This is a genomic window from Mesorhizobium cantuariense, assembly GCF_042647205.1.
GTDB lineage: Bacteria > Pseudomonadota > Alphaproteobacteria > Rhizobiales > Rhizobiaceae > Mesorhizobium > Mesorhizobium cantuariense.
In genome coordinates, this window is the sequence record NZ_JBHRVD010000001.1 from 3,863,474 (window position 1) to 3,888,546 (window position 25,073).

Here is a 25,073-nt window from a genome sequence, read left to right on the forward strand (position 1 = left end):
GTTTTCTCAACCCTGAGATAGGCAGGTCACGGGCCTGCCTATCTCAGGGGTAGTCTATCAGAGGCCGAGGCCGCCGATGCAGACATATTTGGTGTCGAGATAGTCCTCGATGCCCTGATGTCCGCCTTCCTTGCCGAGACCGGATTCCTTGACGCCGCCGAACGGCGCCTCCGGCGTGGTGATGAGGCCTTCATTGACGCCGACCATGCCGTATTTCAACCCTTCCATGACGCGGAAGGCGCGGCCGAGATCGCCGGTGTAGAAATAGCAGGCGAGGCCGAATTCGGTGTCGTTGGCGAGTGCGACGGCTTCCTCTTCGGTCTCGAACTTGAACACCGGTGCGACCGGGCCAAAGATCTCTTCCTTCATGAAGCGCATCTTGGGTGTGGCGTTGGCGATGACCGTTGGCTGGAAGAACGAACCGCCGAGCGCATGGCGCTTGCCGCCGGCAACGATCTTGCCGCCCTTGGCGGTGGCATCGGCGATCAGTTCCTCGACCTTCTCGACCGCCTTCTCGTCGATCAGCGGCCCTTGCTGCACGCCGTCCTCAAGGCCGGAGCCGACCTTCAGCCCGTTGCTGGCGGCAGCGAGCTTCTCGACGAACTTGTCATAGACACCAGCCTGGACAAGGAAGCGGTTGGTGCAGACGCAGGTCTGGCCGGAATTGCGATACTTGGCGGTGATGGCGCCGGCGACGGCGCGTTCGAGATCGGCGTCGTCGAAGACGATGAACGGCGCGTTGCCGCCGAGCTCCATCGACACCTTCTTGACGGTGACCGACGACTTCTGGATGAGAAGCTTGCCGACCTCGGTCGATCCGGTGAAGGTGATCTTCGACACCAGCGGATTGGCGCAGATCTCGTCGCCGATCTCGCTGGCCGAACCGGTCAGGATGTTGACGACCCCCTTGGGGAAGCCGACTTCCTCGGCGAGCGCACCCCAGGCGAGACCCGAGTACGGCGTCTGCGACGCCGGCTTGACCACGGCGGTGCAGCCGGCGGCGAGCGCCGGTCCGAGTTTGCGGGCCAGCATCGAGGACGGGAAATTCCACGGCGTGATGGCGGCGATGACGCCGACCGGCTCCTTGGTCACCAGGATGCGGCGGTCAGCCCATGGCGAGGGCACGACGTCGCCATAGGTGCGGCGGCCTTCCTCGGCGAACCACAATATGTAGGACGCGGCCGAGCCGATCTCGCCCTTAGATTCGAACAGCGACTTGCCCTGCTCGATGGTCAGCAGTTCGGCGAGCACGTCCTGATTATCCATCATCGCGTCGTGTAGCTTGCGCAGCAGCTTCGAGCGCTCGAGCGCGGTGGTCTTGCGCCACGACTTGAAGGCGGCGGCGGCGGCTTCGATGGCGCGGCGGGTCTCGGCCTTGCCCGACTTCGGCACGGTGCCGATCTTGAGACCGGTGGCCGGGTTGTTGACGTCGACCGTCTGGCCGCTGTCGGCCTGCACCCATTCGCCATTGATGAGATTGGCCTGCCGCATGAAATGGCTGGTTTTCTGAAGCATGGTCTATCCTCCGTTCGGCGCACTGACGGGCCGGTCTGTGAAATCTTCGGTGAGCGTGCGCCATGGACTGAAGCCGGCACGCCGGAGCCATTGCTCTTTACCTAGGGACTGCTCTTTACCTAGGGCAAGGCCCGCAAGCAATCGCAAGATGGCATATAGGGGTTGGACCAGGGTGAAACCAGCCGAAGACAAACTATCCAAAGACGTGGACGACAACTGTCAGCCAGAAAGCGGTGGTGACGGCGGCGCAGGCCGTGGCGATGGTCATCTGGTTCGATGCCAGCGCCTGACCGGTGTTGAACTGCACGGCGATGAGATAGGAGTTGATGCCGGACGGCAGAGCCGCCACCACCACCGCAACCTTGGCCGTCAAGGGCGGCAGGCCGAGCAGCCAGACGAAGGCGAGAACCAGCGCCGGCATCAGGAACAGCTTCAGCGCCGAAAGCGCCAGCGCCGGCCGGACATTGCCGGATATGCCGAAGCGGCGCAGGCTGAGGCCCATGGCAAACAGCGCCACCGGGCCGGCGGTATCGGCCAGCGCATCGACCAGCCGCGAGGCAAGGTCGGGCAGCGGCACGCCGCTAAAGCGCCATGCGAGGCCCGCCAGAATGCCGATGATCAGCGGATTGAGCAACAGCCGCCTCAGGAAACCGTGGATGATGCGCAAGGGGTGCACGGGCTCGCCACCGCCCCGCCCGAACATCTCGAACAGCACGATCGAGGCCATCATCATGATCGGCAGGTGCACGGAGACCAGCAGCGACAGCACTTCGAAGCCGCTCGGGCCGAAGATGCCAAGGATGAAGGGGGCGCCGAGCAGCACGACATTGGAGAAGGCCGACGACACGCCGCCGACGACACCGGCTCGTGCATCCCGCCCGAATATACGCGTCGTGACGACATGGCCGGCGGCCCAGGTGATTGCCACGGCCGCGAAATAGGCGCCCCACAGCGACCAGGGTGCCACGCCGTGGAAATCGGCATTCACCATGGTCTGAAACAACAGCAGCGGCATTGCCACGCTGATCGCGAAATCGGCTATCCCCTCGCCGCTCGCCGGCTTCAAATAGCCAGTCAACCCGGCGAGATAGCCGAGCGCGACAAGGCTGAAGACGAAAAGGACGGTTTCGGTGAGCGGAGACATTTTTACCGTGACGGGCGAGTTTCCCGTGATAGGCGAGCCACGACCGCGACGCAATCGCGCCCGAATTTGATCATCGTCGGCTGGCAGCGTTATACAGGGTTTGGATCATCAGGGCGGACACGAACGACAAATGGGCTTTGTCGAAACCACGAAGCGTAATCTTTTGCGGCAGGCGTGGCTGACGGCCTTCGTCGCCGCACTGCTTTACCTTGCCGCGACCGCACTTGCAGTTGCCGAGACGAAAAGCCTCAAGGGCGTGGCGCTGATCATCGGCCAGTCGAAATACGAGCACATCGCGGCCCTCCCCAACCCCGCCAACGACGCCCGCGATATGGCCAAGATGCTGACCGACCTTGGCTTCGACGCGCGCAGCGTCACCGATCGCGACGCCGCGAAGCTGAAGCGCGACCTGGAGCGGTTCACGGAAGATGCCGAAGGCGCCGATGTCGCCTTCATCTATTATTCCGGTCACGGCATCGAGGCCGGCGGCGAGAACTATCTGGTTCCGGTCGATGCCGACCTGTCGTCATTGAAAGATGCCGACCAGGCACTGGTGCCGATTTCCGCCCTCATGGACGCGTTGAAGAAGACCGTGCCGGTGACGATCGTGCTGCTCGACGCCTGCCGCAACAACCCGTTTCCACCCGATGCAGTCGTGCGGCGCGCGCCGACAGCCTCCGCCACGCCCATAGGCGCCGGCGGGTTGGAGCCGGTGCGCGGTGCCAAGGCACTCGGCAATGCGCCGGCGGCCGACGCGAGCCTGGGCACGGTGGTCGGCTTTGCCGCAGAACCGGGTCGTCCGGCGCTCGATGGCGCCGCCGGCGAAAACAGCCCTTACGCGTCCGCCCTGCTGCGCCACCTCGCGGCGATGAAGGGCACCGAGTTCGGCTCGGTCATGCGCATGGTGACCGAGGAGGTCTATCTCGACACCAAGGCAAGGCAGCGCCCCTGGGTCAATGAGAGCCTGCGCCGCCTGCTCTATTTCGGCGTTGCGCCAGCGGAGCCGACCGGCGACGACGGGCTGATCACCGGCGAGCGGCGCCAACTGCTGCTGACGATTTCCGACTTGCCCGACCCGAAACGGGCGCAGGTGGAACTGGCCTCGCTGCAGGAGGGCGTGCCGCTCGACGCGCTCTATGGCGTGCTGAAGGCGCTCGGCACGGAAAAAATCCCCGAAGACCCGTCCGACCTGCAAAAGGTGCTCGACGCCCAGGCCGAGCGCCTGAAGAAGATGATGTCCGAGCGCGCCGCGCTGCGCACCGACGATCCGGAGATCAAACGCCTCGTCGCCTCCGCCGACAAGGCGATCGGCCAGGGCGCCATCGTGACGGCGCGGAAATTCCTCGACGATGCTGTCGGCCGGGTCGAGCAGACCGACGATGCGGTCGATGAAGCCGAAGACCTCGTCAAGCAGAAGCGTCTTGCCGATGCCGCGATCTACGCCAGGCGGGCCGACGCCTCGGGGCTGGTCTTCGACTACAGATCCGCCGCCGGCGACTATGCCAAGGCGTTTTCGCTGGCCGAAAAATGGGACGACAAGCTGCGCTGGAACTACAAGAACCAGGAAGCCGAGGCGCTGAACGCTTACGGCTACGCCACCGGCGACCTGGATGCGCTGCGGCACTCCATCGAGGCCTATCGCGCCATCCTGAACTTCATCCCCAATGGCGAACAGAATCGCGACTGGGCGATCACCCGCAACAACATGGCGGTGGTGCTGCAGACCATCGGCGAGCGCGAGACGGAGACCGCGCGCCTAGAAGAGGCCGCGCAGATCTTTCGCGATTCCCTGGTCGTGTTCGAGCGCGAGAAGGACGACCTCAATTGGGCCGCCGCGCAGAACAATCTGGCCAATGTGCTGTTGAAGATCGGCGAACGCGAGAGCGACCCGAAGCGCCTGAACGAAGCGGTGGCGGCGATGCGCGCGACGCTCCAGAAACGCCCGCGCGACAAGGTGCCACTCGACTGGGCGGCTTCGCAGAATAATCTCGGCCTGGCGCTCTATGCGCTTTCCGAGCGCGAGGCGGCCGGCGAGCATCTGACGCAGGCCGAAGCCGCCTACCGGCTAGCACTTGAGGAATACACACGCGAAAAGGCGCCGGTTGAATGGGCGATGGTCGAGAACAATCTCGGCAACACGCTGGTGTCGCTCGGCATCCAACTCAACAACAAGGCGAAGATCAACGAGGCGGCCGACGCCTTCCGTGCCGCACTCGAGGTGCGAACCCGCGAAACCTTCCCGGTCTCGTGGGCAACCAGCCGGCTCAACCTCGGCAACGCGCTGAGCGGTGTGGCCCGCTTCGATATGGGCACCGGTGCGCTCGAGGAGGCCGCGGCGGCCTATGACGATGCGCTGACTGTGTTTACCCGGCAGCGTTTCCCGATGGACTGGGCGTCGGCGCAGAACAATCTCGGTTCGATCTACCAGACGCTTGGCCAGCGCACTCGCGATGCGGCCAAGCTCGAGCAGTCGGCAAGCGCCTTCCAGGCGGCCCGGCAGGTCTATGTCAGACGAAAATTTCCCCTCGACTGGGCAATGAGCCACTACAATCTCGGCAACACGCTGCAGCTTCTCGGCGGCGTGACCGACAAGCTGGAACATTACGGTGAAGCCATTGCCGCCTACCGCGATGCGTTGCGCGAGTACAAGCGCGAGACGAACCCGCGGCAATGGGCGCTGACCCAGGCCGGCCTCGGCTCGGCGCTGCATTGGCTGAGCATGAGCAATGCCGACCCCAAGACCTTGCTTGAGTCCATCGCAGCCCGCAGGGCAGCACTCGAAGTGCTGACTGTCGACGCCGCGCCGGTCGACTGGGCGAACGCACAGAACGGCATCGGCATGAGCCTGCTCAACCTCGGCAATCTCGAACACACCGACAAGTATCTCGGCGATGCCGAAGTCGCCTTCACGGCGACGCTGAAGGTATTCGCCAGGGAAAGCCTGCCCATGCAATGGGCCTTCGCGCAGAACAATCTCGGCGACATCCACTGGAACCGAGCCAGCTATGGCGGCGGCAAGGCCGAATATCAAAAGGCGATCGAATTCTTCGAGAACGCCAAGCAGGGCTTTACAGAAGCCGGCTACACAATCCCCATCCCGCTCACCGACCAGAAGATCGATCTGGTGAAGAAGCAGATGGCGAAGAACTAATGCATGTCGCCCAAAAGTGGCCCCGGTTTTGGGAGTACGACATGCATGAAGAAACCACCTAAAGCGCGTCACATGAATCCGTTCAGAGGCGACGTGCTTTAGGGCTCCGCCCGACCGCGCCTTGTCTTTCGGCTGGCTTTGCCGTCCCTATATGTCCTGTCACCGGAACCCATTGCCGGGAACCGGAGAGGGATAGCGGATGATTCGATTTGCCTTGGCGTTGTTCCTGCTTGTTCCCGGCGTGGCTCACGCCACGGACGCCGGCTGGGCGCTGCTGCGCGATGGCGGGCATGTCGTGCTGCTGCGTCATGCCATGGTCACCGGCACCACCGATCCGGCCAATTTCGACATCGACAGCTGTGCCACCCAAATGAACCTGTCGGCGCGCGGCAAGCAGCAGGCGAGCAAGATCGGCGCTCTGTTTGCCGCCCGGGCAGCACCGATCGAGCGCGTGCTGTCCAGCCGCTATTGCCGCTGCCTCGACACCGCGCGCATCGCCTTCGAGGCCGAGCCGGAGCTGTTTGCGCCGCTCGATCTCTTGAAGGGCGACGAGACCCAGAAGACCGCGCAGATCGCTGCGATCCTGAAGGAAATCCGCGCCTATTCCGGCTCCGATAATCTGGTCATGGTCACCCATCTGGAAGACATCGTGGCACTAACCGGCGTTTCGCCGCGCGAAGGCGAAGCGGTGGTCGTCGAACCGCAAGGCGATGGCCTGCGCGTGCTCGGCCGCGTCACCTTCTAATTCTGATCATCGCGAGAACCGGCCGACGCGTCGGTAAGCAGCCACGCGTCGATGCGGACTTTCCACGTCTCGATCATGCGCGCGAATGCATCCTGCGTCAGTTCGGACAGATACGACCTGCCTGCCGCATTCAGGGCCGTGAATGTATAGGCAATGGTCGCCTCGGTGCCGCCGTCAATCGTCTGACGGCAGGCCACCTCGACAAATCCGAAACGCGAATCCGGCGTCACCCTGACATAGCGGACACGATGCCCGACAGGATCCCAGTCGGCGCAGGTCCAGAGCGTCGTCTCATCACCGTGGAGCGTCCGGAAGACCATGCCTTGCCGCGTTTCTCCGCTCCGCGGGTGCAGAAACTCCGGATCCCAGCCCTCCACCCATAAGGTCTCACCGATCGGCGTGAACAGCGGGAAGACGCGATCGACCGGCCCGCAAAGGACTATGCTGTGGCTGCGCTCAAGATGGCTCGTCATCCGTCTTCCCCTCAGTCAGACGGTGGCTGTCCGCCGCGCCTAGCTCCAGCCCGTAGATGCGCTTCAATTGGCTGATCGTTTCGAGCGTCGCCGGCGAAAACGGCGTCTGCCCTTCGAAAGCATGCAGCACGATGCCTTCGATGAGATCACCGAGACTCATGTCGCGGTGTTCGGCCAAAGCCTTCAGCACCTTCACCAGTCGTTTTTCCAGGCGAACCCCGGTCTGCACACGTTCTACATCCATCGCTTTCTTTACCATGGTACATTGGTACATGCAATCAGATGTTGGCACGAGTTGTGTTGCCGAAATGCCACCCCTGAAAGAAGCCGCTGATTGGCCACGACAATGCCGCTTGCGACAACCCGTCGCAGGGGGTATAGGCGCGCTCCCGGTCACGAAAACCGAAGCGAGCACAACGGTTGGAGCTTTCGTCTCCGCCCGTGCAGGCAGCTTTGCCGTCCTGTATACGGCGCCGCTTTGGGGATTGGGATCGCGGATGTAGCTCAACTGGGAGAGCGCCGGACATACTCCGGAGGTTGTGGGTTCGAGTCCCGTCGTCTGCACCACGGATAGCTCAGCTGGAAGAGCATCAGATTGTTAATCTGACTGTCGAAGGTTCGATCCCTTCTCCATTGGCCTGATAAGCCAGCACCCTGCCACGGTGTTATCTGAAAACGGTCCGGGGACTGGAATGCCGAAGACCTGACGAACGGCCGAAGCCTCCGGGCCAAGGCCGTATCGAAGAGTCCGACACCATCGGCTCGCGGCCAGGCCCGCGGTGACGATCAAGGCGCAGTGTCGCCGGCAAGGGAGGCCAAGGCCTCCGGCGCCCGCTTCGCTGCCCCGCGATCCGCTCCCGCGGGTCCGCAACGGATTGATGCCACCAGTCCCCGGATCATTCGTGCCCGGACCACGACGACGTGAAACGAGAAACGAAGGGAAGATCGACGCATGACTTGACGCCTCGCATGGGGCCATGCCCGACAGGAGTACGACAATGACCATTCTCGACAAGGTTCTTGGACGCGAGCGCGTCCTCGTAAGGGAAAACGAACGTGCCCTCACCCTTCACAAGGGTGAGATCAAGGCTGTCCTGCTGCCGGGCGAACATTGGCTCGCCAATCGGCGCGGCAGCCTTGAAGTGTCCCGGCACGATCTGAAGAACCCGGAATTCGTTTCGGCATACGAGAAGGCGTTGTTCGACAAGCTCCCGGATGTGGCTGCGCGTCATTTCACCGTCGTTCGCACCGGGCGCACGGATGTCGCCATCATCGAGCGTGACGGCAATTTGCACGCCGTTCTGGCGCCGGACCGCAAGCTCGTGCTGTGGACGGATGCCGGTCCGTGGAAGGTGACGCTGATCGACACATCGGTCGATCTCGCCATCGATGCGGCGGTCATGCGCCGGCTCGGCCAGGCCCGGAAGGCGGAATTGATGTCCGTCCACCCGGTCGTCGACGGTCAGGCCGGACTGCTGTTCATCGACGGTGTCCTGGTCAGGACATTGACGGCGGGCGTGCATGGCTTCTGGAACGTCGGACGCATGGTGCAGATCAAGGTCGTCGACCTCAAGCGCCAGTCGCTGGACGTTGCCGGGCAGGAAGTGCTGACCAAGGATCGCGTGACGATCCGCGTCAACATCGCTGCCGAATACCGGGTCGTCGATCCGGTCAAGGCGGTGAGCATGGTGAAGGACTTCTCCGAAGCCCTCTACCGCGCCCTGCAATATGCCTTCCGCAAGGCGCTTGGCGCGCTGACACTCGATCAGATCCTTGAAAAGAAAGTGACGATCGATGAGGAGGCCGCCGGCAAGGTTCGTGCCGATATGGCCGAGATCGGGGTGGAGGTCAGCGATATCGCGCTCAAGGATGTCATCCTGCCGGGCGAGATGCGCGAGATCCTCAACCAGGTGGTGTCGGCCGAAAAGCAGGCCGAGGCCAACATCATCCGCCGCCGCGAGGAGACGAACGCCACGCGTTCGCTGCTCAACACGGCCAGGGTGATGGCGGAAAACCCGGTGATGCTGCGGTTGAAGGAGCTCGAGGCTCTGGAAACCATCGCCGGCAAGGTTGAGCGGCTGACCGTCCACAACGGAACGGGCGGGCTGCTAAACGACCTGGTCAAGCTCCGCGACAGCTGAGCTGACGTGACGTCAAAGGGAAGGGCCGCCGGTCAACCGGCGGCCCTTCTTGCCTTTGCAGAGCAGGCTTCCCATCTGCGCCCGGCGTATGAGGCCTTTTCCTGCCGGGAAAAACCGATTAGACAGCGCCCAAACCAGATGCGGACAGATTCCGCCCGCAACCGAAGGAAAAGCCCCTTGTCCACCACGTTCGACAAAGTCGCCAAGATCATTGCCGACACCAGCGAGATCGATATCGAAACCATCACGCCCGAGAGCCACACGATCGACGATCTCGGCATCGACAGCCTCGATTTCCTCGACATCGTCTTCGCCATCGACAAGGAATTCGGCATCAAGGTGCCGCTGGAAAAGTGGACCCAGGAAGTCAATGACGGCAAGGCTTCGACCGACGATTACTTCGTCATGAAGAACCTGTGCGCCAAGATCGACGCACTGGTTGCCGCCAAAACCGCCTGACGTCGGTTGAGCGCGCGATCTTGACGCGCCCTGCCGCCTGACCCACAAAGCCGCTCATGAGCAGCCCCCGCGACGTCGTCATCACTGGTATCGGCCTTGTCTCCTCGCTGGGGGAAGGTCCGGACGCCCATTGGCAGAAGCTCGCGCAGCCGGGCCTGGAACCGGTGCTCGAAGCGGCGCGCTTTGCACCCTATACCGTCCATCCATTGCCGGAGATCGACTGGAACCTGCAGATCGCCAAACGCGGCGATCAGCGCCAGATGGAAACCTGGCAGAGGCTCGGCACCTATGCCGCAGGCCTGGCGCTCGACGACGCCGGCATCAAGGGCAATGACGAACTCTGCACGACCATGGACATGGTTGTGGCCGCAGGCGGCGGCGAACGCGACGAGGCGGTCGATGCCGCCATTCTCGCCGCTTCGGAAAGCCGCAACGACCGCGATGTGCTGCTCAACGAGAAATTGACCACCGAATTGCGGCCGACACTGTTCCTGGCCCAGCTTTCCAATCTGCTCGCCGGCAACATCTCCATCGTCCACAAGGTGACGGGCTCATCCAGAACCTTCATGGGTGAGGAAGGTGCCGGTGTCGCCGCCGTCGAGACGGCAGCCGCGCGCATCCGCTCCGGCCAGTCGACGCACATCCTGGTCGGCGGTGCCTTCCAGACCGAACATTCCGACATGCTGCTCGGCTATGAACTTGCCGGCTATTTGCATCGCGGCCCGTGGAAGCCGGTCTGGCAAAGACAGGGGGCTGAGGGCGGCGGCGTCGTGACTGGATCCGGCGGTGCCTTCCTGGTGCTGGAGCAGCGCGAACACGCGACAAGCCGCGGACGAAAGATTTATGCCGAGCTTGGGCCGGTCGTCTCCGGCCGCGCCAGGCGCCCACGGGGAGAACTCGACGCCGAGATCGCCGCACTGCTCAAGCAGGCTGCAATGCCGAACGGCAAATTGCTGGCCCTGTCGGGCGCGTCGGGCGCCCATACGGCAACCATCGCCGAGAAAGCAGCGCTCGATGCCAATCCGGCGATTGCCGCGCGCGGCTTCTCGACGCTGACCGGGCACATGAAGGAAGCACAGTTTCCCTTCGCCGTGGCGCTGGCGGCGCTGGCCGTCGATCGCAAGGCCGCCTACCCTGTTTTTGATGCCGCAGCCGAGAAGCCGTTCGAAGGGGTTCCCGCAACCGTCCTTGCAACGGCGATTGGCTATCACCAATTCGAGGGCATGGCGCTCGTCAACGCCGCCTGAGGCGGTGCTCCACGATCCATGCTGCAACGATAAACGATCGAGGGCTACCGCATGGCCAATCTGAACGATCACATGGGCAGGCCGATCGTTGCCGTCACCGGCATCGGCGTGGTGACCTCGCTTGGCGTCGGCAAGGCCGACAATTGGGCGGCGTTGACCTCGGGCAAGTCGGGCATCCACCCGATCACCCGCTTTCCGGTCGATCATCTCAACACCCGCATCTCCGGCATGGTTGACTTCCTGCCGTCGAGCTCGAAGGGCTCCAGTCCCCTCACCTATGAACTGGCGGAAACCGCCGCGCGTGAGGCCGTGGCCGAATCCGGCCTCGATTCCGGTGATTTCGGTGGTCCTCTCTTCCTCGCTTCACCACCGGTCGAGCTCGACTGGCACGACCGCTTCGCGCTCTACAATTCCGATAACCTGGACTCCGGCGGCGAACGGCTGCTGCGGGTGGCGCGCGGATTGAAGGAACTCGACATTTTCGAGACCACGCAGTTCGGCTCGATCGCCGACCGGCTTGCCGACCGTTTCGGCACACGCGGACTGCCGATCACGCTGTCGACCGCTTGCGCTTCCGGCGCCACCGCCATCCAACTCGGTGTCGAGGCGATCCGCCGCGGCGAATGCGACCGGGCGCTGTCGATCGGCGCCGACGGCTCGGCGACCGCCGAGGCGCTGATCCGCTTCTCGCTGCTGTCGGCGCTGTCGACCCACAACGACATTCCCGAAAAGGCGTCAAAACCCTTCTCCAAGGAGCGCGACGGCTTCGTGCTGGCCGAGGGCTCCGGCGCTCTCGTGCTGGAATCGCTGGAAGCCGCGCTGGCACGCGGCGCCACGATTCTTGGCATCCTGCGCGGCTGCGGCGAAAAGGCGGACGATTTCCACCGCACCCGCTCGAAGCCGGACGCTTCGCCGGCGATCGCGGCGGTCCGTGCTGTGCTTGCCGATGCCGGCTTGAGCGAAGACGAGATCGATTACGTGAACGCCCACGGCACTTCGACGCCGGAAAACGACAAGATGGAGCATCTGTCGCTATCGACCGTGTTTGGCGAACGGATCGGCTCGATGCCGGTCTCGTCGAACAAGTCGATGATCGGCCATACCCTTTCGGCGGCCGGCGCCGTCGAGGCGGCGTTTTCGCTGATGACGATGCGCGAGAGCGTCATTCCGCCGACCATCAACTACGACAATCCCGACCCGGCGATCGTGCTCGACGTGGTGCCGAACAAGAAGCGCAATGCCGAGGTTCGCACTGTTCTGTCGAACTCCTTCGGCTTCGGCGGCCAGAACACTTGCCTTGTCATGGCGCGGGAACCGGTCTAAGCGACCTTTTTCAGCCAGACTGAACCGACAGGCCCCATGCGCGCTTTGCAACTTATCGAGGACCGCCGTCTTGAAACGGTGGACCTGCCGCCTCCCCCACCGCCGGCACTCGGCGAAGTCACGCTGCGCATCAAGGCGGTGGCGCTGAATCACATCGACGTCTGGGGCTGGCGCGGCATGGCCTTCGCCAAGCGCAAGCTGCCGCTGGTCGTCGGCGCCGAAGCTTCCGGCGAAGTCGAGGCGGTCGGTCCTGGCGTATCCAGTCTGCTGCCCGGACAATTGGTGTCGATCTACGGCGCGCGCACCTGCGGCCTTTGCCGAGCCTGCCGCGAAGGCCGCGACAATCTCTGCGAACATGTTTCGGGCGTTCACGGTTTCCATCTCGACGGCTTCGCGCAGGAGAAGATCAACCTGCCGGCCCGCCTGCTGGTCCCTGCTCCACCGGGCGTGACCGACATCGGTGCCGCGGTGGCGCCCGTCACCTTCGGCACCGTCGAGCACATGCTGTTCGACAACGCCAGGCTGCAGACCGGTGAGACCGTCCTCATCCATGCCGGCGGATCCGGCATCGGCTCGGCGGCCATCCAGCTGGCCAAGCGGATGGGCTGCACCATCATCACCACGGTCGGCTCGAACGACAAGATCGACAAGGCCAAGGCGCTCGGCGCCGACCATGTCATCAACTACCGCGACGACCGTTTCGAGGGCGTCGTGCGCAAGCTGACCAAGAAGAAGGGCGTCGATGTCGTCTTCGAACATGTCGGCGCCGACACCTTTGCCGCCTCGATGCTTTGCTTGAAGCGTGGCGGCCGCCTGGTGACCTGCGGTTCGACTTCCGGCGTGTCGACGCAGATCAACCTGATGCAGTTGTTCCAGCAGCAACTGAAACTGCTCGGTTCCTTCGGCTGCCGCATGGAGAACATGGCAAACGCCATGCAGAAAATGGCGGCGGGACAGGTCGCACCTGTCATCGATACCGAAGTCGACTTCGACGGTATAGATGCCGCGCTGAAGCGCATGGAAGGCCGCGACGTATTCGGCAAGATCATCCTGCGCGTCGGTTAGAGCCTTGACCTCTGTGTTCAAGAAGTTCCGTCGGGATCTCAAATTTCGCTACGGCAGGCAGTTGCGTCAGCTCAACTACTGGCTGGTGGCGCGCGCGGCGATGATGATCATCTCAGTCCTGCGTCTGCTGCCGGCCGACAGTGCGCTGAACTTCGCCGACCGTGTCGCCCGTCGCGTTGGCCCCTGGGTGGGGCGCCATCAGGTCGCCGTTGACAATCTGCGCAAGGCGTACCCGGAAAAGAGCGAAAGCGAAATCCAGGCAATCGCCTCCGACATGTGGGGCAACATGGCGCGCCTCGCCGCCGAATACATCTTTCTCGACGCCCTGTTCGACTATGATCCCGCAGCCAGCAAGCCCGGCCGCGTCGAGGTCAAGGGAGCGGACCACTTCGTCGAAATCGCCAGCGAACAGAAGCCGCATATCGTCTTTACCGGCCATCTCGGCAATTTCGAACTGTTGCCGGTGGCGGCGGCGACCTTCGGCATGAACATAACGGCGCTGTTTCGCCCGCCCAACAATCCCTATCTCGCCGACTACATCCTGTCGACGCGCCGCTCGACCATGGGCTCACTGCTGCCGTCGATGGCCGGCGCCTCGTTCGCGTTGGCGGGCGTCCTGGAGAATGGCGGCAACATCGGCATTCTTGTCGACCAGAAATTCTCCAACGGCCTGGATACGACATTCTTCGGCCGTCGCTGCCAGAGCAATCGGGTGCTGGCCACCCTTGCCCGTCACTACGACTGCGACGTCTATCCGGCGCGCTGCGTCAGGCTGCCAGGCAACCGCTTCCGGCTCGAGATCGAGGACAAGTTGACATTGCCGCGCACCACTGACGGCAGCGTCGATGTCCACGCCACCACCCAGCGTCTCAACGACGTGGTCGAGCGCTGGGTACGCGAAGATCCAGGCCAGTGGATGTGGTTCCACAAAAGGTGGGAGATCGGCGGCGGGCGAAAGCGACCCCAAAGCCAGCTCCAGCCGCAAGCGCCTAAGCCGAACCGCTGGCGGGGAGGTTAGCCCTGCGCCAGCAGATGATGGCCAACATCAGCGAACCTGAATGCCTCAGTTCGTCACGACAATCCGCGTGTTGCCGAAGCCGGCTTGCCGAACCATCGCATAGAAGGCGGCGGCGTTGGTCGGGTGCAAGCGCACACAGCCATGCGATGCCGGGCGCCCGAGCTGCCTCACCGCGCCGGTGCCGTGAATGGCATAGCCGCCGCGGAAGAACACCGAATGAGGCATTGGCGACATGTCGTATTTGCGCGAATACCACATCCGCGCCGTCCGTTGCGGTCGATAGCTGCCGCGCGGAGTAATGTAGCCTTTGCGCGCGGTGGAGACGCTCCAGCGGTAAACCGCCGCACCATATCTAACTGTCATCGTCTGCGACGACACGTCTATGTTTGCAACGAGGCTGGCTGCCCAACCCTGCCCCGAAGCACCGAACAGCATCGCGACAAACACGGCCGCCATGAGAACTGTCTTTTTCATGCGATCAAACCCCTTTGATTGCCCCTTACTTGCCTGCCATCACGTTCTTTTTCATCTTTTTCATGGCAGGTGAACGGGTAACACGCACTCCTTGACCAATTCGCCAATTCAAAGCAGCGAATTTGAACGATTTCCCGCGATAGTTGCCGCAACGACACGCCGCACGGGCTTGATCACCAACGGGCTTGCAAAACCAAGACGATCGTTGCTCAACTCTGCACATGAACGAGCGACTCCTCCAGGCAATCGATGACCGTCGCGACGATGTCGTCGCGCTGACCGCCGAGCTGATCCGTTTTCCGACCATCAATCCACCCGGCGAGGCCTACCGGCCATGCGCCGAATATCTTGGAGCGCGGCTGAAGAAGAGCGGTTTCGAGACCGAATTCATCCGCGCCGAAGGCACGCCAGGTGACACCGACCGCTACCCACGCGTCAATGTCGTCGCCCGTTTCGACGGACGGTCGCCCGGCGCCTGCGTCCACTTCAACTCGCATATCGACGTGGTCGAAGCCGGCGACGGCTGGACCGTCGATCCCTTTGCCGGCATCGTCAGAGACGGCAAGGTCTATGGCCGCGGCGCCTGCGACATGAAGGGGGGACTGGCCGCCTCGATCATCGCAGCCGAAGCCTTCCTGGAAGTCTTCCCCGACTTTCCCGGCGCCATCGAAATATCCGGTACCGTGGACGAGGAGTCCGGCGGCTTCGGCGGCGTCGCCCATCTGGCCAGCCTCGGCTATTTCTCAAAACCCAGGGTCGACCACGTCATCATTCCCGAGCCGCTCAATAAGGACCGCATCTGCCTCGGTCATCGCGGCGTCTGGTGGGCGGAGATTGAGACCAAGGGCGAGATCGCCCACGGCTCGATGCCGTTTCTCGGCGACAATGCCGTGCGCCACATGGGCGCCGTGCTAAGGGCTTTCGAGGACGAACTGTTCCCCGCGCTCGACCGCAAGATGACGCGCATGCCGGTCGTGCCCGAAGGGGCCAAGCGCTCGACGATGAACATCAATTCTATCCATGGCGGCCAGACCGAGGATTTCCGGCCCGGCCTGCCCTCGCCCAACGTGCCCGACTCCTGCCGGCTGACCATCGACCGCCGTTTCCTGCTGGAGGAAGATCTCGACACCGTCAAAGGTGAAGTGACCGGCATTCTCGACCGGTTGAAGCGCGAGCGGAAAAAATTCGACTACGAAATCCGCGACCTGATAGAAGTGCTGCCACTGATGACCGAGCGCGACGCGCCGGTGGTCAAGGCGGTAGCGCAAGGTATCATGGCGATCTTCGACCGCGAACCCGACTACGTCATTTCGCCGGGCACCTACGACCAGAAGCACATTGCCCGCATCGGCCACATCTATGATTGCATCGCCTATGGCCCGGGCATTCTCGACCTCGCCCATCGGCCGGACGAATGGGTCGGGATATCGGACATGGTGGAATCGGCCAAGGTGATGGCGATCGGGCTCAACGTGCTGCTGCGCGGCACAGCCACGGGATAACGCGCACATCGCGACAAGCTTCGACCTGCCGATGAGGCCGCCAGGACAAAAACATTCCCGGCCATGCCAACGGGCAGAACGAAACGCAATTTACTCCGCGGCGAAATCACGCTTCTATCGCCCGGGTTTGAGCAGGTGTCTGAAACGCATTGGGAGTTGCACGATGAAATTGTGGAAAACCGTCCTGGCTGCTGCAGTGCTTTCAATGGCCGCCGGCACTTCTGCGTTTGCCGCGCGAACCGACCTGGTCATCGGCATTCCGCTCGAACCCCCGCATCTCGATCCGACCGCCGGGGCCGCCGCTGCGATCGACGAGGTGCTCTACGCCAATGTGTTCGAGGGCCTGACGCGCATCGGGCCGAGTGGCGAAGTGCTGCCGGATCTGGCCGAAAGCTGGACCATTTCCGATGACGGCAAGGTCTACACCTTCAAGCTGCACACCGGCGTCAAATTCCACGACGGCACCGACTTCGATGCCAATGACGTGAAATTCTCGCTCGACCGTGCCCGCGCCGACAATTCGGTCAACGCACAAAAGGGGCTGTTCGCCGCAATCGACACGGTCGATGTCGTTGACCCCGCAACGGTCAAGGTCACGCTGAAGAACCCGCGAGGATCCTTCCTCTACAATATGGGCTGGGGCGACGCGGTGATGGTGGCGCCTGAGACAGCCGACACCAACAAGGAAAAGCCTGTTGGCACCGGCCCGTTCAAATTCCAGAGCTGGGCCAAGGGATCATCGATCACCCTGGTCAAATCGGACACTTACTGGGGCACGCCAGCGTCTCTCGACAAGGCCGAATTCCGCATCGTGCCCGATGCCGCGGCCTATGTGCCGGCGCTGCTCTCGGGCGACATCCAGGCTTTCCCGTTCTTCGACGCCGACAGTGTCGCGCAGGTCAAGGACGACCCGCGCTTCAAGGTGGTGATCGGCGCGACCGAGGGCGAAACCATCCTGTCGATCAACAACAAGAAGCCGCCTTTCGACAAGCTGCAGGTGAGGCAGGCGATTTCCTACGCGCTCGACCGCAAGGCGATCATCGACGGCGCCTCGGCCGGTCTCGGCCAGCCGATCGGTTCGCACATGTCGCCGGCCAACAAGGACTATGTCGACCTCACCGGCCGCTACCCACATGATGTCGCCAAGGCCAAGGAATTGCTGAAGGAAGCAGGGCTTGAGAACGGCTTCAAGGCGACGCTGAAACTGCCGCCGCCCGCCTATGCGCGGCTCGGCGGCGAGATCATCGCCTCGCAACTTCGCGACGTCGGTATTGATCTCGAGATCATTCCGGTCGAATGGGCACAGTGGCTGGATCAGGTGTTCACCAAGAAGGACTACGACCTGACCATCGTCTCCCACACTGAACCCAACGACATCGATATCTATTCACGCAAGGATTATTACTTCAATTACGACAACCCGGCCTTCGACAAGGTGATTGCCGATCTCGGCGTCACCTCCGACGAGGCCAAGCGCAAGGAATTGCTGGAGCAGGCACAGAAGATCCTGGCCGACGATGCCGTGGTCGGCTTCCTCTTCGAACTGCCCAAGGTCGGCGTCTGGGACGCCAAGCTGCAAGGGCTGTGGGAAAACGCGCCGATCCAGGCCAACGATCTGACCAAGGTGAAGTGGAGCGAGTGATCCCCCACCTTCCATGACCGCCTACCTCCTCAAGCGCCTCGCCATCGCCATCGCCACGCTGGTGTTGGCCTCCATGGTGGTGTTCGCCGTGCTGGAGATCCTGCCCGGCGATCCGGCACGGCTGATGCTGGGCCTGAACGCCAGTGCCGATCAGGTCGAGCTGTTGCGCAACCAGATGGGCCTCAACGCGCCACTTGGCCTACGCTATCTGCATTGGGCGGGCGGTCTGCTCAGTCTCGATTTCGGCCGCTCCTACACCTATTCGGTGCCGGTCATCGATCTGGTGCGCGAGCGGCTTGCCGTCTCGCTGCCGCTGGCGCTGATTGCGCTTGCGCTCTCCACCATCATCGCGATTCCCGTTGGCCTGTTTTCCGCCAGCCGGCGTGGACGGGCCGGTGATACGATTTCGATGGGCGCCGCACAGCTTGGCGTCGCCGTGCCCAATTTCTGGTTCGCGCTGATGCTGATCTATGTCTTCGCCGTCTGGCTGCGGCTGGTCCCGGCCGGCGGCTTTCCCGGCTGGAGTGCCGGCATCTGGCCGGCCTTGAAATCGCTGCTGCTGCCGGCGGTCGCACTTGCCTTGCCGCAAGCCGCGATCCTGGCGCGCGTTACCCGCTCGGCGCTGATCGAGGTGCTGAACGAGGACTATATCCGCACCGCCCGCGCCAAGGGCCTGCCCTATCGCGCCGTGCTGTGGCGGCATGCGCTGCGCAACGCCATGATCCCGGTGCTGACCATCCTGGGCCTGCAGTTCGCCTTCCTGCTCGCCGGCACCATCATCATCGAGAATGTCTTTTACCTGCCCGGCCTCGGCCGGCTGGTGTTCCAGGCAATCACCCAGCGCGATCTGATCGTCGTTGAAAGCGTCGTCATGCTGCTGGTCGCGGCCGTCATTGCCGTCAACCTCCTCGTCGACCTTTCCTATGCGGTCGTCGATCCGCGCCTGAGAAGCCGGCAATGACACTGCACATCGACATCCCTGAGGAGACGTTCGGCAGCATCCTGGCCAAGGCATTCAGGAACACCGCCTTCGTTGCCGGTTTCGTCATCACCTTGCTGATCCTGGCAATGGCAATCGTCTCTTATGCCTGGACGCCCTACGACGTCACGAAACTGGTGATATCGGACAAGACACAAGCACCCTCTCTGGCGCACTGGTTCGGCACCGACCATTTCGGCCGCGACATCCTGTCGATGGTCATGGTCGGCGCCCGCAATTCGATTGCCGTGGCGCTGGTCGCGGTCGGCATCGGCATGGGCGTCGGCGTGCCGCTCGGCGCCTTTGCCGCGGCACGCGGCGGCCTCGTCGACGAAGCGCTGATGCGGTTGAACGACCTCGTCTTCGCCTTCCCTGCTTTGCTGTCGGCGATCATGATCACCGCCATCTTCGGGCCGGGCGCCGTCAACGCCATCATCGCCATCGGCATCTTCAACATCCCGGTCTTCGCGCGTGTCGCCCGGGCCGGCGCGCTGGCGATCTGGCCGCGCGAGTTCATTCTTGCCGCGCGCGCCGCCGGCAAGAGCAGCACGCAGATATCCATCGAACATGTGCTGCCCAACATCGCCACCCTGCTTCTGGTGCAAGGCACCATCCAGTTCGCGCTGGGCATCCTGGCCGAGGCCGGGCTTTCTTATCTCGGCCTGGGTGCGCAACCGCCAATGCCGAGCTGGGGCCGCATGCTGTTCGACGCGCAGACCCGCATGGTGGTGGCGCCATGGATGGCGATCTTTCCCGGCATGGCGATCGTTGTCGCCGTGCTCGGCCTGAACCTCCTGGGCGACGGCATCGCCGACATCCTCGATCCGAAATCGCGGCGGCAGCGATGAGCCTGCTCGACATCGAAAACCTGTCGCTGACCATCGGCGACACGCAGATCCTTAAGGGTATGGAGCTTTCCGTCGCGCCCGGCGAAGTGATGGGGCTGGTCGGCGAATCGGGTTCGGGCAAGTCGATGACCGCGCTGACGGTGATGCAGCTCCTGCCCCATGCCGCGCGCGCCATCGGACGCGTCACATTCGACGGTATCGACATCCTGGCAGCAACCGAGGACCAGATGTGCGCACTGCGCGGCGACGACATCGGCATGGTGTTCCAGGAGCCGATGACCGCGCTCAACCCGGTCAAGACCATCGGCGAACAGGTCGCCGAAGGCATACGCTGGCACACCAAGGCCAGCCGCGCCGAGGCAGAAGACCGGGCACGAAAAATGCTCGACCGCGTCGGCCTGCCCGAAGCGAAATTCCCAATGTCGCGCTATCCGCATGAACTGTCCGGCGGCCAGCGCCAGCGCGTCGTCATCGCCATCGCCTGCGCGCTGAAGCCGAAGCTGCTGATCGCCGACGAGCCGACGACGGCGCTCGACGTTGTCTTGCAAGCCCAGATCCTTGACCTGTTGCGCGACCTCGTCGCCGAGAGCCGCATGGGCCTGCTCTTGATCTCGCACGACCTCGCTGTAGTGACCAAGATGGCGGACCGCATCACCATCCTGCGGCGCGGCGAGGTGATGGAAGCCGGCGACACGGCACACACTCTGTCCGAACAGCTCCACCCCTACACGCGCCAGCTGGCGCAAGCCTCGATGCATGTCCCGGCGCGCGCCAGGCCGCATGGCATCGAGACGGGCCGACCTTTGCTTCAGGTCGAGAGCGTGACCCGCGACTATCCCGGCCGGCGGACCTCGCTGTTCAAACGCGCGCCTGGTATCCGCGCTGTCGACGATGTCTCGCTGTCGATGGCGCCGGGCCAATCGGTGGCGCTGGTCGGGAGATCCGGCTGCGGCAAGTCAACGCTCGCCCGCATGATCCTGGCGCTGGATCGGCCGACATCGGGCACGATCCGGTTTCGCGGCGAGACCATCACCGGCAAGAGCGAAGCCGAGCTGAAGCCGGCGCGGCGCGACATGCAGGTCGTTTTCCAGGATCCCTACGGATCTTTCGACCCGCGCCAGAAGGTCGAAAAGTTGGTCGCCGAACCCCTGCATGTGCTGGAGAAAAAGCCGACCCGCGCCGAGCGCCGCGAGATGGTGGCGCATGCGCTGCACGAAGTCGGTCTCGACCAGCGCGACATGGACAAATACCCGCACGAATTTTCCGGCGGCCAGCGCCAGCGCCTGTCGATCGCCCGCGCCATCATCACGCGCCCCAAGCTGGTCGTCGCCGACGAGCCGGTCTCGGCCCTCGACGTCTCGATCCGCGCCCAGATCCTCGATTTGTTCGCCGAGCTCAACCAGAAGCTCGGCATCGCCTATCTCTTCATCACCCACGACCTGACCGTCGCCCGCGCCATCACGGACGAGGTGCTGGTCATGCATGACGGCAAGATCGTCGAACGCGGCAAGACGAACGCGGTGCTCGACCATCCGCAGTCCGAGGCGGCCAAGGTGCTGGTTGCCGCCGCCCCCGATCTGCACCGGGCAATCGCCCGCCGGATGCAGGAGCAGGGTTAGAGCCTCTCAGAGAGTGTTTCGAAATTCGCTCTGGTGAGCCATATGGTGGTGGTTTCGAGAACCGTAGCGCAGCGGACATTTGGTCCGTGAGCTCAGTTCTACTGCGACGCAGTAGAACGGGGAAGCGCAGAAAACGCCATCAGATGGCCGCCAGAGTAGAATTTCCAAACAATCTCTCAGATCATCTGGAATTTTCCGGTGGTCTTGAACCGGAGATAGGCCTCGATGCTGCGCGCCATGTTGGGCAGCATTTCGGGCAAGCTGCCAGGCGCGAACCAGCCGACAGCACTGCTCTCGTCATCGGTGACGGCCGGCTCGCCTTCAAAGGAGCGCGTGTAGAACACCAAGGCGAAGAACTGAGCGCGGTCGCCATTCGGAAACTGGAAGGTTTCATAGTGTGGGTCGCAGCCAAACCCGAACGGTTCGACGTCGCTGACGACCAACCCGGTTTCCTCGAGTACTTCCCGGATCACCACCGCTTCCAGGCCCTCGCCTTCCTCGGCATTGCCGCCAGGCAAGCCCCACAAGCCAAAATCGGTCCGTTCCTGCAACAGGATGCGGCCGTCGGCGCGCTCGATGACGATGCGCGCGCCTGGCATCAGCACCAGGCGATTCCCGATCAACGCCCGCAATTGTCCCAGATAGCTGTCGGCAAAGGCCATTTAAGCGCACCTCTCGGCGTCAGCGAACCGTTGCCCAAGCAATGCCTCAGCCTTCCGGCTTCACCACATCGACTGGGCTGATGTCGAGCAGGTCGAGCGTGCGGCGCAGCAGGCGCACCTCGCTCTCGGCCAGTTGCGAATCCGCCTTGGCGATATCCGCCATATGTTGGGCCAATTGCCGGCGCCGCTCGATGTCGAGATCACGAAACAGTGCAATCGCCTGCGAGCCATTGGTCTCGTAGCCGAACTCGTTGAGATATTCGATGACGCTGTCGATGCTGGTTTCCGCAATGCCGAAGGCATCCTTGCAGATGCGCCGGAAGGCAACCATTTCACTCTCGCTGACCGACCCGTCGGCCAGGATCATGCGGAACAGCATCAGCAGTTCCGCCGACAGGACCGGATCGTCCGCCACCTTGCGCACGCCCGGGTCGCCGTCGAAGATCTGACGTATCTGGTCCAGCAATGCGAATGCCATCAGGAGCCTCTTTCCGGGTTAACCACACAAATACAAATCCAAGCGCGATGCGCCTGGATAGAGGTAGCGCGGAATCGACCTTGCGCAAACAGGGCGGTCGTGGTGGAACGCCCGATATTTCAGCCGGCCGGACACCCCCATACATCAGATGATCGACCTTAGCATCCAGACCGTCGCCATGCTCGCCTTCGCCGCCTTTGCCGCGGGCTTTGTCGATTCGATCGCCGGCGGTGGCGGGCTAATCACGGTGCCGGCGCTGCTGCTTGCCGGCTTCACACCGGTCCAGGCGCTCGCCACCAACAAATTGCAAGGCATGTTCGGTTCGGGCTCGGCGACCATCCACTACGCATCGAAGGGTCATGTCGACCTGCGCCGGCAATTGCCGTCGGCGCTTCTGGCGCTTGTCGGAAGCGCCATCGGCGCCTTGCTGGCAACGATCGTGCCGGGTGACATCCTGCGGGCCGCCCTGCCCATCGTGCTGATCGCCATCGCGCTCTACTTCGCGTTCAAGCCCAACATGAACGACGTCGACCGGGCCGAGCGCCTGTCGCCGTTTCTGTTCGGACTGACCCTGGTGCCCGCCATCGGCTTCTACGATGGCCTGTTTGGACCAGGCGCCGGCTCCTTCTACATGCTGGCCTTCGTGGCACTTGCCGGCTACGGCGTGCTCAAGGCGACGGCGCATACCAAGCTGCTCAACTTCGCCTCCAACATCGGCGGCTTCATCGTCTTCGCGGCCTTCGGCGTCGTCTACTGGAAGATCGGCCTGATGATGGGCGTTGCCCAGTTCCTCGGCGCCCGCGTCGGCGCCAGCCTGGCCATGCGCATCGGCGCAAAACTGATCAAGCCGCTGCTGGTGATCGTGTGCCTGGCGCTGGCGGTGAAGCTGCTGGCCGACCCTGCGAACCCGCTGCGGGCCTTGATTGGTGTGTGATCACGCGCCCTGATAGAATGCCGCTGTTCGAATCATGTTGGAGAGGCAGACATGAATCTTAGCGCACCTACCCAGATCGTTTTTATCATCTCCGTTGTTATCGCCATCATCGGCGTTCTCGCCGCGGTTGGCGTTCTTGCGTTCATTCCACTCGCATCGGTGTGGATCGTGCTTATTGCTTTCATCGTGCTTGCCGGCGGCTGCTTGATGCGCGGCGCCTGACACGTTCTCTTGAAGTGGGGACGAGGAGCGCCCGGCCAAAAGCCGGGCGCTTTTGATTCCGGCCAAGGGTCTGCTAGATTTCTTTCTACGGAAGGATGGCCGATGCCAGTCGAGATGCAACCCCGGCAAGAGCAGGACCGATCCGTCGCCGGGCGGTTCGAGATGCGCCGGCGCCTGCCCAACCCTCAACTTGCGGGCATCGTGTCGGACATTTGTGGCTATCGCGAAACAGCGCCCGGCCATCTGCGCAACGTCGAATACGCGTCGCTCACCGTACCGCTGGTCATCAGCTTCGCCGAACCCTTCGCCATCGGCCTCGGCAAGGCGCCGGGCGACAATGACCGCTTCGCCAGTTTCGCCGCCGGCCTTTATGCCGGACCGGTGATGATCGAATCCTTCGGCGGCGCCTGCTGCGTCCAGGTCAACTTCACGCCACTTGGCGCACGCCGTTTCTTCGCCTTGCCGATGAGCGAACTGGCCGACAGCATGGTTGTCCTCGACGACGTGCTCGGCGCTCAAGGTTTGGCGCTGCGTGAACGGCTCGGCAACGCGACGGACTGGGCCACGCGTTTCGACATGGCCGAAGCCTTCGTCACCGCCCGTCTCGAGAATGCCACCGAGACACCGCTCGAAATCGCCTGGGCCTATGACCGTATCATCACATCCGGCGGCCGGACCCGCATTGCATCGATCGCCGAAAGGCTGGGCTGGAGCCGCAAGCATCTCGCCAGCAGTTTTTCCAACGCCATCGGCATCGGCCCCAAGACGCTGTCGCGCATCGTCCGCTTCAACCGCGCGCTCGGCCTGTCGAGGCAGCAGGCCGTCGACTGGGCGGATATCGCCGCCGATTGCGGCTATGCGGACCAGGCTCATCTGGTGCGCGAGTTCCGCGACCTTGCCGGCGAGACGCCGACAGCGCTCTCGGCCAGGTAACATTTCTTCAAGACGCTGGAACGGCCTTCGACCAGAGTGGGGTATCGACCAACCTAATGAAGGAGGTTTCCATGCCAATCACCACTGAAGCGCCCCGCCTCTACCCCGCTTTGCGCTACAAGAACGCGGCAAAAATGATCGACTGGCTGGGCGAGGCTTTCGGCTTCAGCGTCCAGGCCCGCTATGGCGAAGGCGATGTCGTGCACCATGCCGAACTGGTCTTCGGCTCCTCGATGATCATGCTGGGCACGGTGCGCGACGACGACTACGGCAAGATGGTCGGCGAACCCGGCTCAGGCGGCGGCAAGTCGATCTACATTGCCGTCGACGACGCAGATGCCGCCTATGCCAAGGCCAGGAAGGCCGGCGCCACGATCATCCAGGAATTGACCAACCGCGACTATGGCAGCCGCGAGTTCATCTGCCGAGACCCGGAAGGCAACGTCTGGTCGTTTGGCACCTACTGGCCAAAGGCTGGCGAAAAGGCCTGAGCCAACCT

24 protein-coding genes and 2 tRNA genes are annotated in these 25,073 nt (G+C 63.1%); 19 read left to right on the plus strand and 7 right to left on the minus strand.

What is annotated here, in order from left to right; all coding sequences use genetic code 11:
• Positions 1 to 57 precede the first annotated feature (57 nt).
• On the minus strand, positions 58 to 1,515 hold the full coding sequence (locus ACFOJ9_RS18740; protein ID WP_378980370.1) for an NAD-dependent succinate-semialdehyde dehydrogenase: 1,458 nt from the start codon (positions 1,513 to 1,515) through the stop codon (positions 58 to 60).
• Between the two features lie 193 nt (positions 1,516 to 1,708).
• A complete protein-coding gene (locus ACFOJ9_RS18745; protein WP_378980371.1) occupies positions 1,709 to 2,659 on the minus strand; it encodes an AEC family transporter in 951 nt (316 codons plus the stop codon).
• Positions 2,660 to 2,789: 130 nt separating this feature from the next.
• Between ACFOJ9_RS18745 and ACFOJ9_RS18750 the strand changes: the two genes are divergently transcribed.
• Positions 2,790 to 5,810, plus strand: coding sequence for a caspase family protein (locus ACFOJ9_RS18750; protein WP_378980372.1), 3,021 nt, complete (start codon positions 2,790 to 2,792; stop codon positions 5,808 to 5,810).
• A 199-nt stretch (positions 5,811 to 6,009) separates the two neighbouring features.
• Positions 6,010 to 6,555, plus strand: coding sequence for a histidine phosphatase family protein (locus ACFOJ9_RS18755; RefSeq protein ID WP_378980373.1), 546 nt, complete (start codon positions 6,010 to 6,012; stop codon positions 6,553 to 6,555).
• Here the strand turns inward: ACFOJ9_RS18755 and ACFOJ9_RS18760 are convergent.
• Positions 6,552 to 7,028 (minus strand): hypothetical protein, encoded by a 477-nt coding sequence (locus ACFOJ9_RS18760; RefSeq protein WP_378980374.1) that lies wholly within the window; start codon positions 7,026 to 7,028, stop codon positions 6,552 to 6,554. The two genes, ACFOJ9_RS18755 and ACFOJ9_RS18760, sit on opposite strands and share 4 nt — an antisense overlap.
• Positions 7,012 to 7,287, minus strand: a complete 276-nt coding sequence (locus tag ACFOJ9_RS18765; RefSeq protein ID WP_378980375.1) for a ribbon-helix-helix domain-containing protein — start codon at positions 7,285 to 7,287, stop codon at positions 7,012 to 7,014. The genes ACFOJ9_RS18760 and ACFOJ9_RS18765 overlap by 17 nt, the downstream gene beginning before the upstream one ends.
• 234 nt (positions 7,288 to 7,521) lie before the next feature.
• Between ACFOJ9_RS18765 and ACFOJ9_RS18770 the strand changes: the two genes are divergently transcribed.
• From ACFOJ9_RS18770 to ACFOJ9_RS18805, 8 genes are all read left to right on the plus strand, one after another.
• A tRNA-Tyr gene (locus ACFOJ9_RS18770) sits at positions 7,522 to 7,595 on the plus strand.
• A gap of 2 nt (positions 7,596 to 7,597) precedes the next feature.
• A tRNA-Asn gene (locus ACFOJ9_RS18775) sits at positions 7,598 to 7,665 on the plus strand.
• Between the two features lie 361 nt (positions 7,666 to 8,026).
• Positions 8,027 to 9,169 carry a slipin family protein gene (locus ACFOJ9_RS18780; RefSeq protein WP_378980376.1) on the plus strand — a complete coding sequence of 381 codons (1,143 nt, stop codon included), beginning with the start codon at positions 8,027 to 8,029 and terminating at the stop codon, positions 9,167 to 9,169.
• 138 nt (positions 9,170 to 9,307) lie between these two features.
• Entirely contained in the window at positions 9,308 to 9,628 is a 321-nt protein-coding gene (locus tag ACFOJ9_RS18785; protein WP_352552436.1) for an acyl carrier protein, read from the plus strand.
• A 56-nt stretch (positions 9,629 to 9,684) separates the two neighbouring features.
• Positions 9,685 to 10,875 carry a beta-ketoacyl-ACP synthase gene (locus ACFOJ9_RS18790; RefSeq protein ID WP_378980377.1) on the plus strand — a complete coding sequence of 397 codons (1,191 nt, stop codon included), beginning with the start codon at positions 9,685 to 9,687 and terminating at the stop codon, positions 10,873 to 10,875.
• A gap of 51 nt (positions 10,876 to 10,926) precedes the next feature.
• Positions 10,927 to 12,198 carry a beta-ketoacyl-ACP synthase gene (locus ACFOJ9_RS18795; RefSeq protein WP_378980378.1) on the plus strand — a complete coding sequence of 424 codons (1,272 nt, stop codon included), beginning with the start codon at positions 10,927 to 10,929 and terminating at the stop codon, positions 12,196 to 12,198.
• Positions 12,199 to 12,234: 36 nt separating this feature from the next.
• Complete coding sequence (locus ACFOJ9_RS18800; RefSeq protein ID WP_378980379.1) at positions 12,235 to 13,263, plus strand: zinc-binding dehydrogenase; 1,029 nt, start codon at positions 12,235 to 12,237, stop codon at positions 13,261 to 13,263.
• Positions 13,264 to 13,267: 4 nt separating this feature from the next.
• Positions 13,268 to 14,281 carry a lipid A biosynthesis lauroyl acyltransferase gene (locus ACFOJ9_RS18805; protein WP_378980380.1) on the plus strand — a complete coding sequence of 338 codons (1,014 nt, stop codon included), beginning with the start codon at positions 13,268 to 13,270 and terminating at the stop codon, positions 14,279 to 14,281.
• Positions 14,282 to 14,326: 45 nt separating this feature from the next.
• On the opposite strand, the gene ACFOJ9_RS18810 is transcribed toward ACFOJ9_RS18805, so the two are convergent.
• A complete protein-coding gene (locus tag ACFOJ9_RS18810; RefSeq protein WP_378980381.1) occupies positions 14,327 to 14,755 on the minus strand; it encodes a L,D-transpeptidase in 429 nt (142 codons plus the stop codon).
• Positions 14,756 to 14,976: 221 nt separating this feature from the next.
• On the opposite strand from ACFOJ9_RS18810, the gene ACFOJ9_RS18815 reads away from it, so the two are divergent.
• The 5 genes from ACFOJ9_RS18815 (at position 14,977) to ACFOJ9_RS18835 (ending at position 21,345) form a co-directional block, all read left to right on the plus strand.
• Complete coding sequence (locus ACFOJ9_RS18815; protein WP_378980382.1) at positions 14,977 to 16,257, plus strand: acetylornithine deacetylase/succinyl-diaminopimelate desuccinylase family protein; 1,281 nt, start codon at positions 14,977 to 14,979, stop codon at positions 16,255 to 16,257.
• 163 nt (positions 16,258 to 16,420) lie between these two features.
• A complete protein-coding gene (locus ACFOJ9_RS18820) occupies positions 16,421 to 17,899 on the plus strand; it encodes an ABC transporter substrate-binding protein (protein WP_378980383.1) in 1,479 nt (492 codons plus the stop codon).
• 13 nt (positions 17,900 to 17,912) lie between these two features.
• Positions 17,913 to 18,860, plus strand: a complete 948-nt coding sequence (locus ACFOJ9_RS18825; RefSeq protein ID WP_378980384.1) for an ABC transporter permease — start codon at positions 17,913 to 17,915, stop codon at positions 18,858 to 18,860.
• The gene (locus ACFOJ9_RS18830; RefSeq protein ID WP_378980385.1) at positions 18,857 to 19,726 is read left to right on the plus strand and encodes an ABC transporter permease; all 870 of its coding nucleotides are present in this window, start codon (positions 18,857 to 18,859) and stop codon (positions 19,724 to 19,726) included. The genes ACFOJ9_RS18825 and ACFOJ9_RS18830 overlap by 4 nt, the downstream gene beginning before the upstream one ends.
• On the plus strand, positions 19,723 to 21,345 hold the full coding sequence (locus ACFOJ9_RS18835; protein ID WP_378980386.1) for an ABC transporter ATP-binding protein: 1,623 nt from the start codon (positions 19,723 to 19,725) through the stop codon (positions 21,343 to 21,345). Before ACFOJ9_RS18830 ends, ACFOJ9_RS18835 begins: the two co-directional genes overlap by 4 nt.
• Positions 21,346 to 21,521: 176 nt before the next feature.
• Here the strand turns inward: ACFOJ9_RS18835 and ACFOJ9_RS18840 are convergent, their stop codons facing one another.
• Positions 21,522 to 22,007 (minus strand): NUDIX domain-containing protein, encoded by a 486-nt coding sequence (locus ACFOJ9_RS18840; protein ID WP_378980387.1) that lies wholly within the window; start codon positions 22,005 to 22,007, stop codon positions 21,522 to 21,524.
• Between the two features lie 46 nt (positions 22,008 to 22,053).
• Positions 22,054 to 22,485: a TerB family tellurite resistance protein gene (locus ACFOJ9_RS18845; RefSeq protein WP_378980388.1), complete on the minus strand. Its 432-nt coding sequence runs from the start codon at positions 22,483 to 22,485 to the stop codon at positions 22,054 to 22,056.
• A 148-nt stretch (positions 22,486 to 22,633) separates the two neighbouring features.
• Here ACFOJ9_RS18845 and ACFOJ9_RS18850 point away from each other — a divergent pair, with 148 nt between their 5' ends.
• The 4 genes from ACFOJ9_RS18850 to ACFOJ9_RS18865 all read left to right on the plus strand — a co-directional run bounded on the left by ACFOJ9_RS18850 (position 22,634) and on the right by ACFOJ9_RS18865 (position 25,065).
• Positions 22,634 to 23,419 carry a TSUP family transporter gene (locus ACFOJ9_RS18850; protein ID WP_127291702.1) on the plus strand — a complete coding sequence of 262 codons (786 nt, stop codon included), beginning with the start codon at positions 22,634 to 22,636 and terminating at the stop codon, positions 23,417 to 23,419.
• Between the two features lie 51 nt (positions 23,420 to 23,470).
• Positions 23,471 to 23,641 carry a hypothetical protein gene (locus tag ACFOJ9_RS18855; RefSeq protein ID WP_378980389.1) on the plus strand — a complete coding sequence of 57 codons (171 nt, stop codon included), beginning with the start codon at positions 23,471 to 23,473 and terminating at the stop codon, positions 23,639 to 23,641.
• A 102-nt stretch (positions 23,642 to 23,743) separates the two neighbouring features.
• Positions 23,744 to 24,574, plus strand: a complete 831-nt coding sequence (locus tag ACFOJ9_RS18860; protein ID WP_378980390.1) for a helix-turn-helix domain-containing protein — start codon at positions 23,744 to 23,746, stop codon at positions 24,572 to 24,574.
• A gap of 71 nt (positions 24,575 to 24,645) precedes the next feature.
• Positions 24,646 to 25,065, plus strand: a complete 420-nt coding sequence (locus tag ACFOJ9_RS18865) for a VOC family protein (RefSeq protein ID WP_378980391.1) — start codon at positions 24,646 to 24,648, stop codon at positions 25,063 to 25,065.
• The last annotated feature ends 8 nt before the right edge of the window (positions 25,066 to 25,073 follow it).

Coding starts and splice junctions, on each gene's coding strand:
- ACFOJ9_RS18860 (WP_378980390.1), top strand. CDS start 23,744: ATGCCAGTCGAGATGCAACCCCGGCAAGAGCAGGACCGATCCGTCGCC.
- ACFOJ9_RS18840 (WP_378980387.1), bottom strand. CDS start 22,007: ATGGCCTTTGCCGACAGCTATCTGGGACAATTGCGGGCGTTGATCGGG.
- ACFOJ9_RS18785 (WP_352552436.1), top strand. CDS start 9,308: ATGCGGACAGATTCCGCCCGCAACCGAAGGAAAAGCCCCTTGTCCACC.
- ACFOJ9_RS18740 (WP_378980370.1), bottom strand. CDS start 1,515: ATGCTTCAGAAAACCAGCCATTTCATGCGGCAGGCCAATCTCATCAAT.
- ACFOJ9_RS18750 (WP_378980372.1), top strand. CDS start 2,790: ATGGGCTTTGTCGAAACCACGAAGCGTAATCTTTTGCGGCAGGCGTGG.
- ACFOJ9_RS18820 (WP_378980383.1), top strand. CDS start 16,421: ATGAAATTGTGGAAAACCGTCCTGGCTGCTGCAGTGCTTTCAATGGCC.
- ACFOJ9_RS18795 (WP_378980378.1), top strand. CDS start 10,927: ATGGCCAATCTGAACGATCACATGGGCAGGCCGATCGTTGCCGTCACC.
- ACFOJ9_RS18810 (WP_378980381.1), bottom strand. CDS start 14,755: ATGAAAAAGACAGTTCTCATGGCGGCCGTGTTTGTCGCGATGCTGTTC.
- ACFOJ9_RS18865 (WP_378980391.1), top strand. CDS start 24,646: ATGCCAATCACCACTGAAGCGCCCCGCCTCTACCCCGCTTTGCGCTAC.
- ACFOJ9_RS18755 (WP_378980373.1), top strand. CDS start 6,010: ATGATTCGATTTGCCTTGGCGTTGTTCCTGCTTGTTCCCGGCGTGGCT.
- ACFOJ9_RS18825 (WP_378980384.1), top strand. CDS start 17,913: ATGACCGCCTACCTCCTCAAGCGCCTCGCCATCGCCATCGCCACGCTG.
- ACFOJ9_RS18745 (WP_378980371.1), bottom strand. CDS start 2,659: ATGTCTCCGCTCACCGAAACCGTCCTTTTCGTCTTCAGCCTTGTCGCG.
- ACFOJ9_RS18790 (WP_378980377.1), top strand. CDS start 9,685: ATGAGCAGCCCCCGCGACGTCGTCATCACTGGTATCGGCCTTGTCTCC.
- ACFOJ9_RS18800 (WP_378980379.1), top strand. CDS start 12,235: ATGCGCGCTTTGCAACTTATCGAGGACCGCCGTCTTGAAACGGTGGAC.
- ACFOJ9_RS18765 (WP_378980375.1), bottom strand. CDS start 7,287: ATGGTAAAGAAAGCGATGGATGTAGAACGTGTGCAGACCGGGGTTCGC.
- ACFOJ9_RS18835 (WP_378980386.1), top strand. CDS start 19,723: ATGAGCCTGCTCGACATCGAAAACCTGTCGCTGACCATCGGCGACACG.
- ACFOJ9_RS18855 (WP_378980389.1), top strand. CDS start 23,471: ATGAATCTTAGCGCACCTACCCAGATCGTTTTTATCATCTCCGTTGTT.
- ACFOJ9_RS18815 (WP_378980382.1), top strand. CDS start 14,977: ATGAACGAGCGACTCCTCCAGGCAATCGATGACCGTCGCGACGATGTC.
- ACFOJ9_RS18780 (WP_378980376.1), top strand. CDS start 8,027: ATGACCATTCTCGACAAGGTTCTTGGACGCGAGCGCGTCCTCGTAAGG.
- ACFOJ9_RS18830 (WP_378980385.1), top strand. CDS start 18,857: ATGACACTGCACATCGACATCCCTGAGGAGACGTTCGGCAGCATCCTG.
- ACFOJ9_RS18845 (WP_378980388.1), bottom strand. CDS start 22,485: ATGGCATTCGCATTGCTGGACCAGATACGTCAGATCTTCGACGGCGAC.
- ACFOJ9_RS18760 (WP_378980374.1), bottom strand. CDS start 7,028: ATGACGAGCCATCTTGAGCGCAGCCACAGCATAGTCCTTTGCGGGCCG.
- ACFOJ9_RS18850 (WP_127291702.1), top strand. CDS start 22,634: ATGATCGACCTTAGCATCCAGACCGTCGCCATGCTCGCCTTCGCCGCC.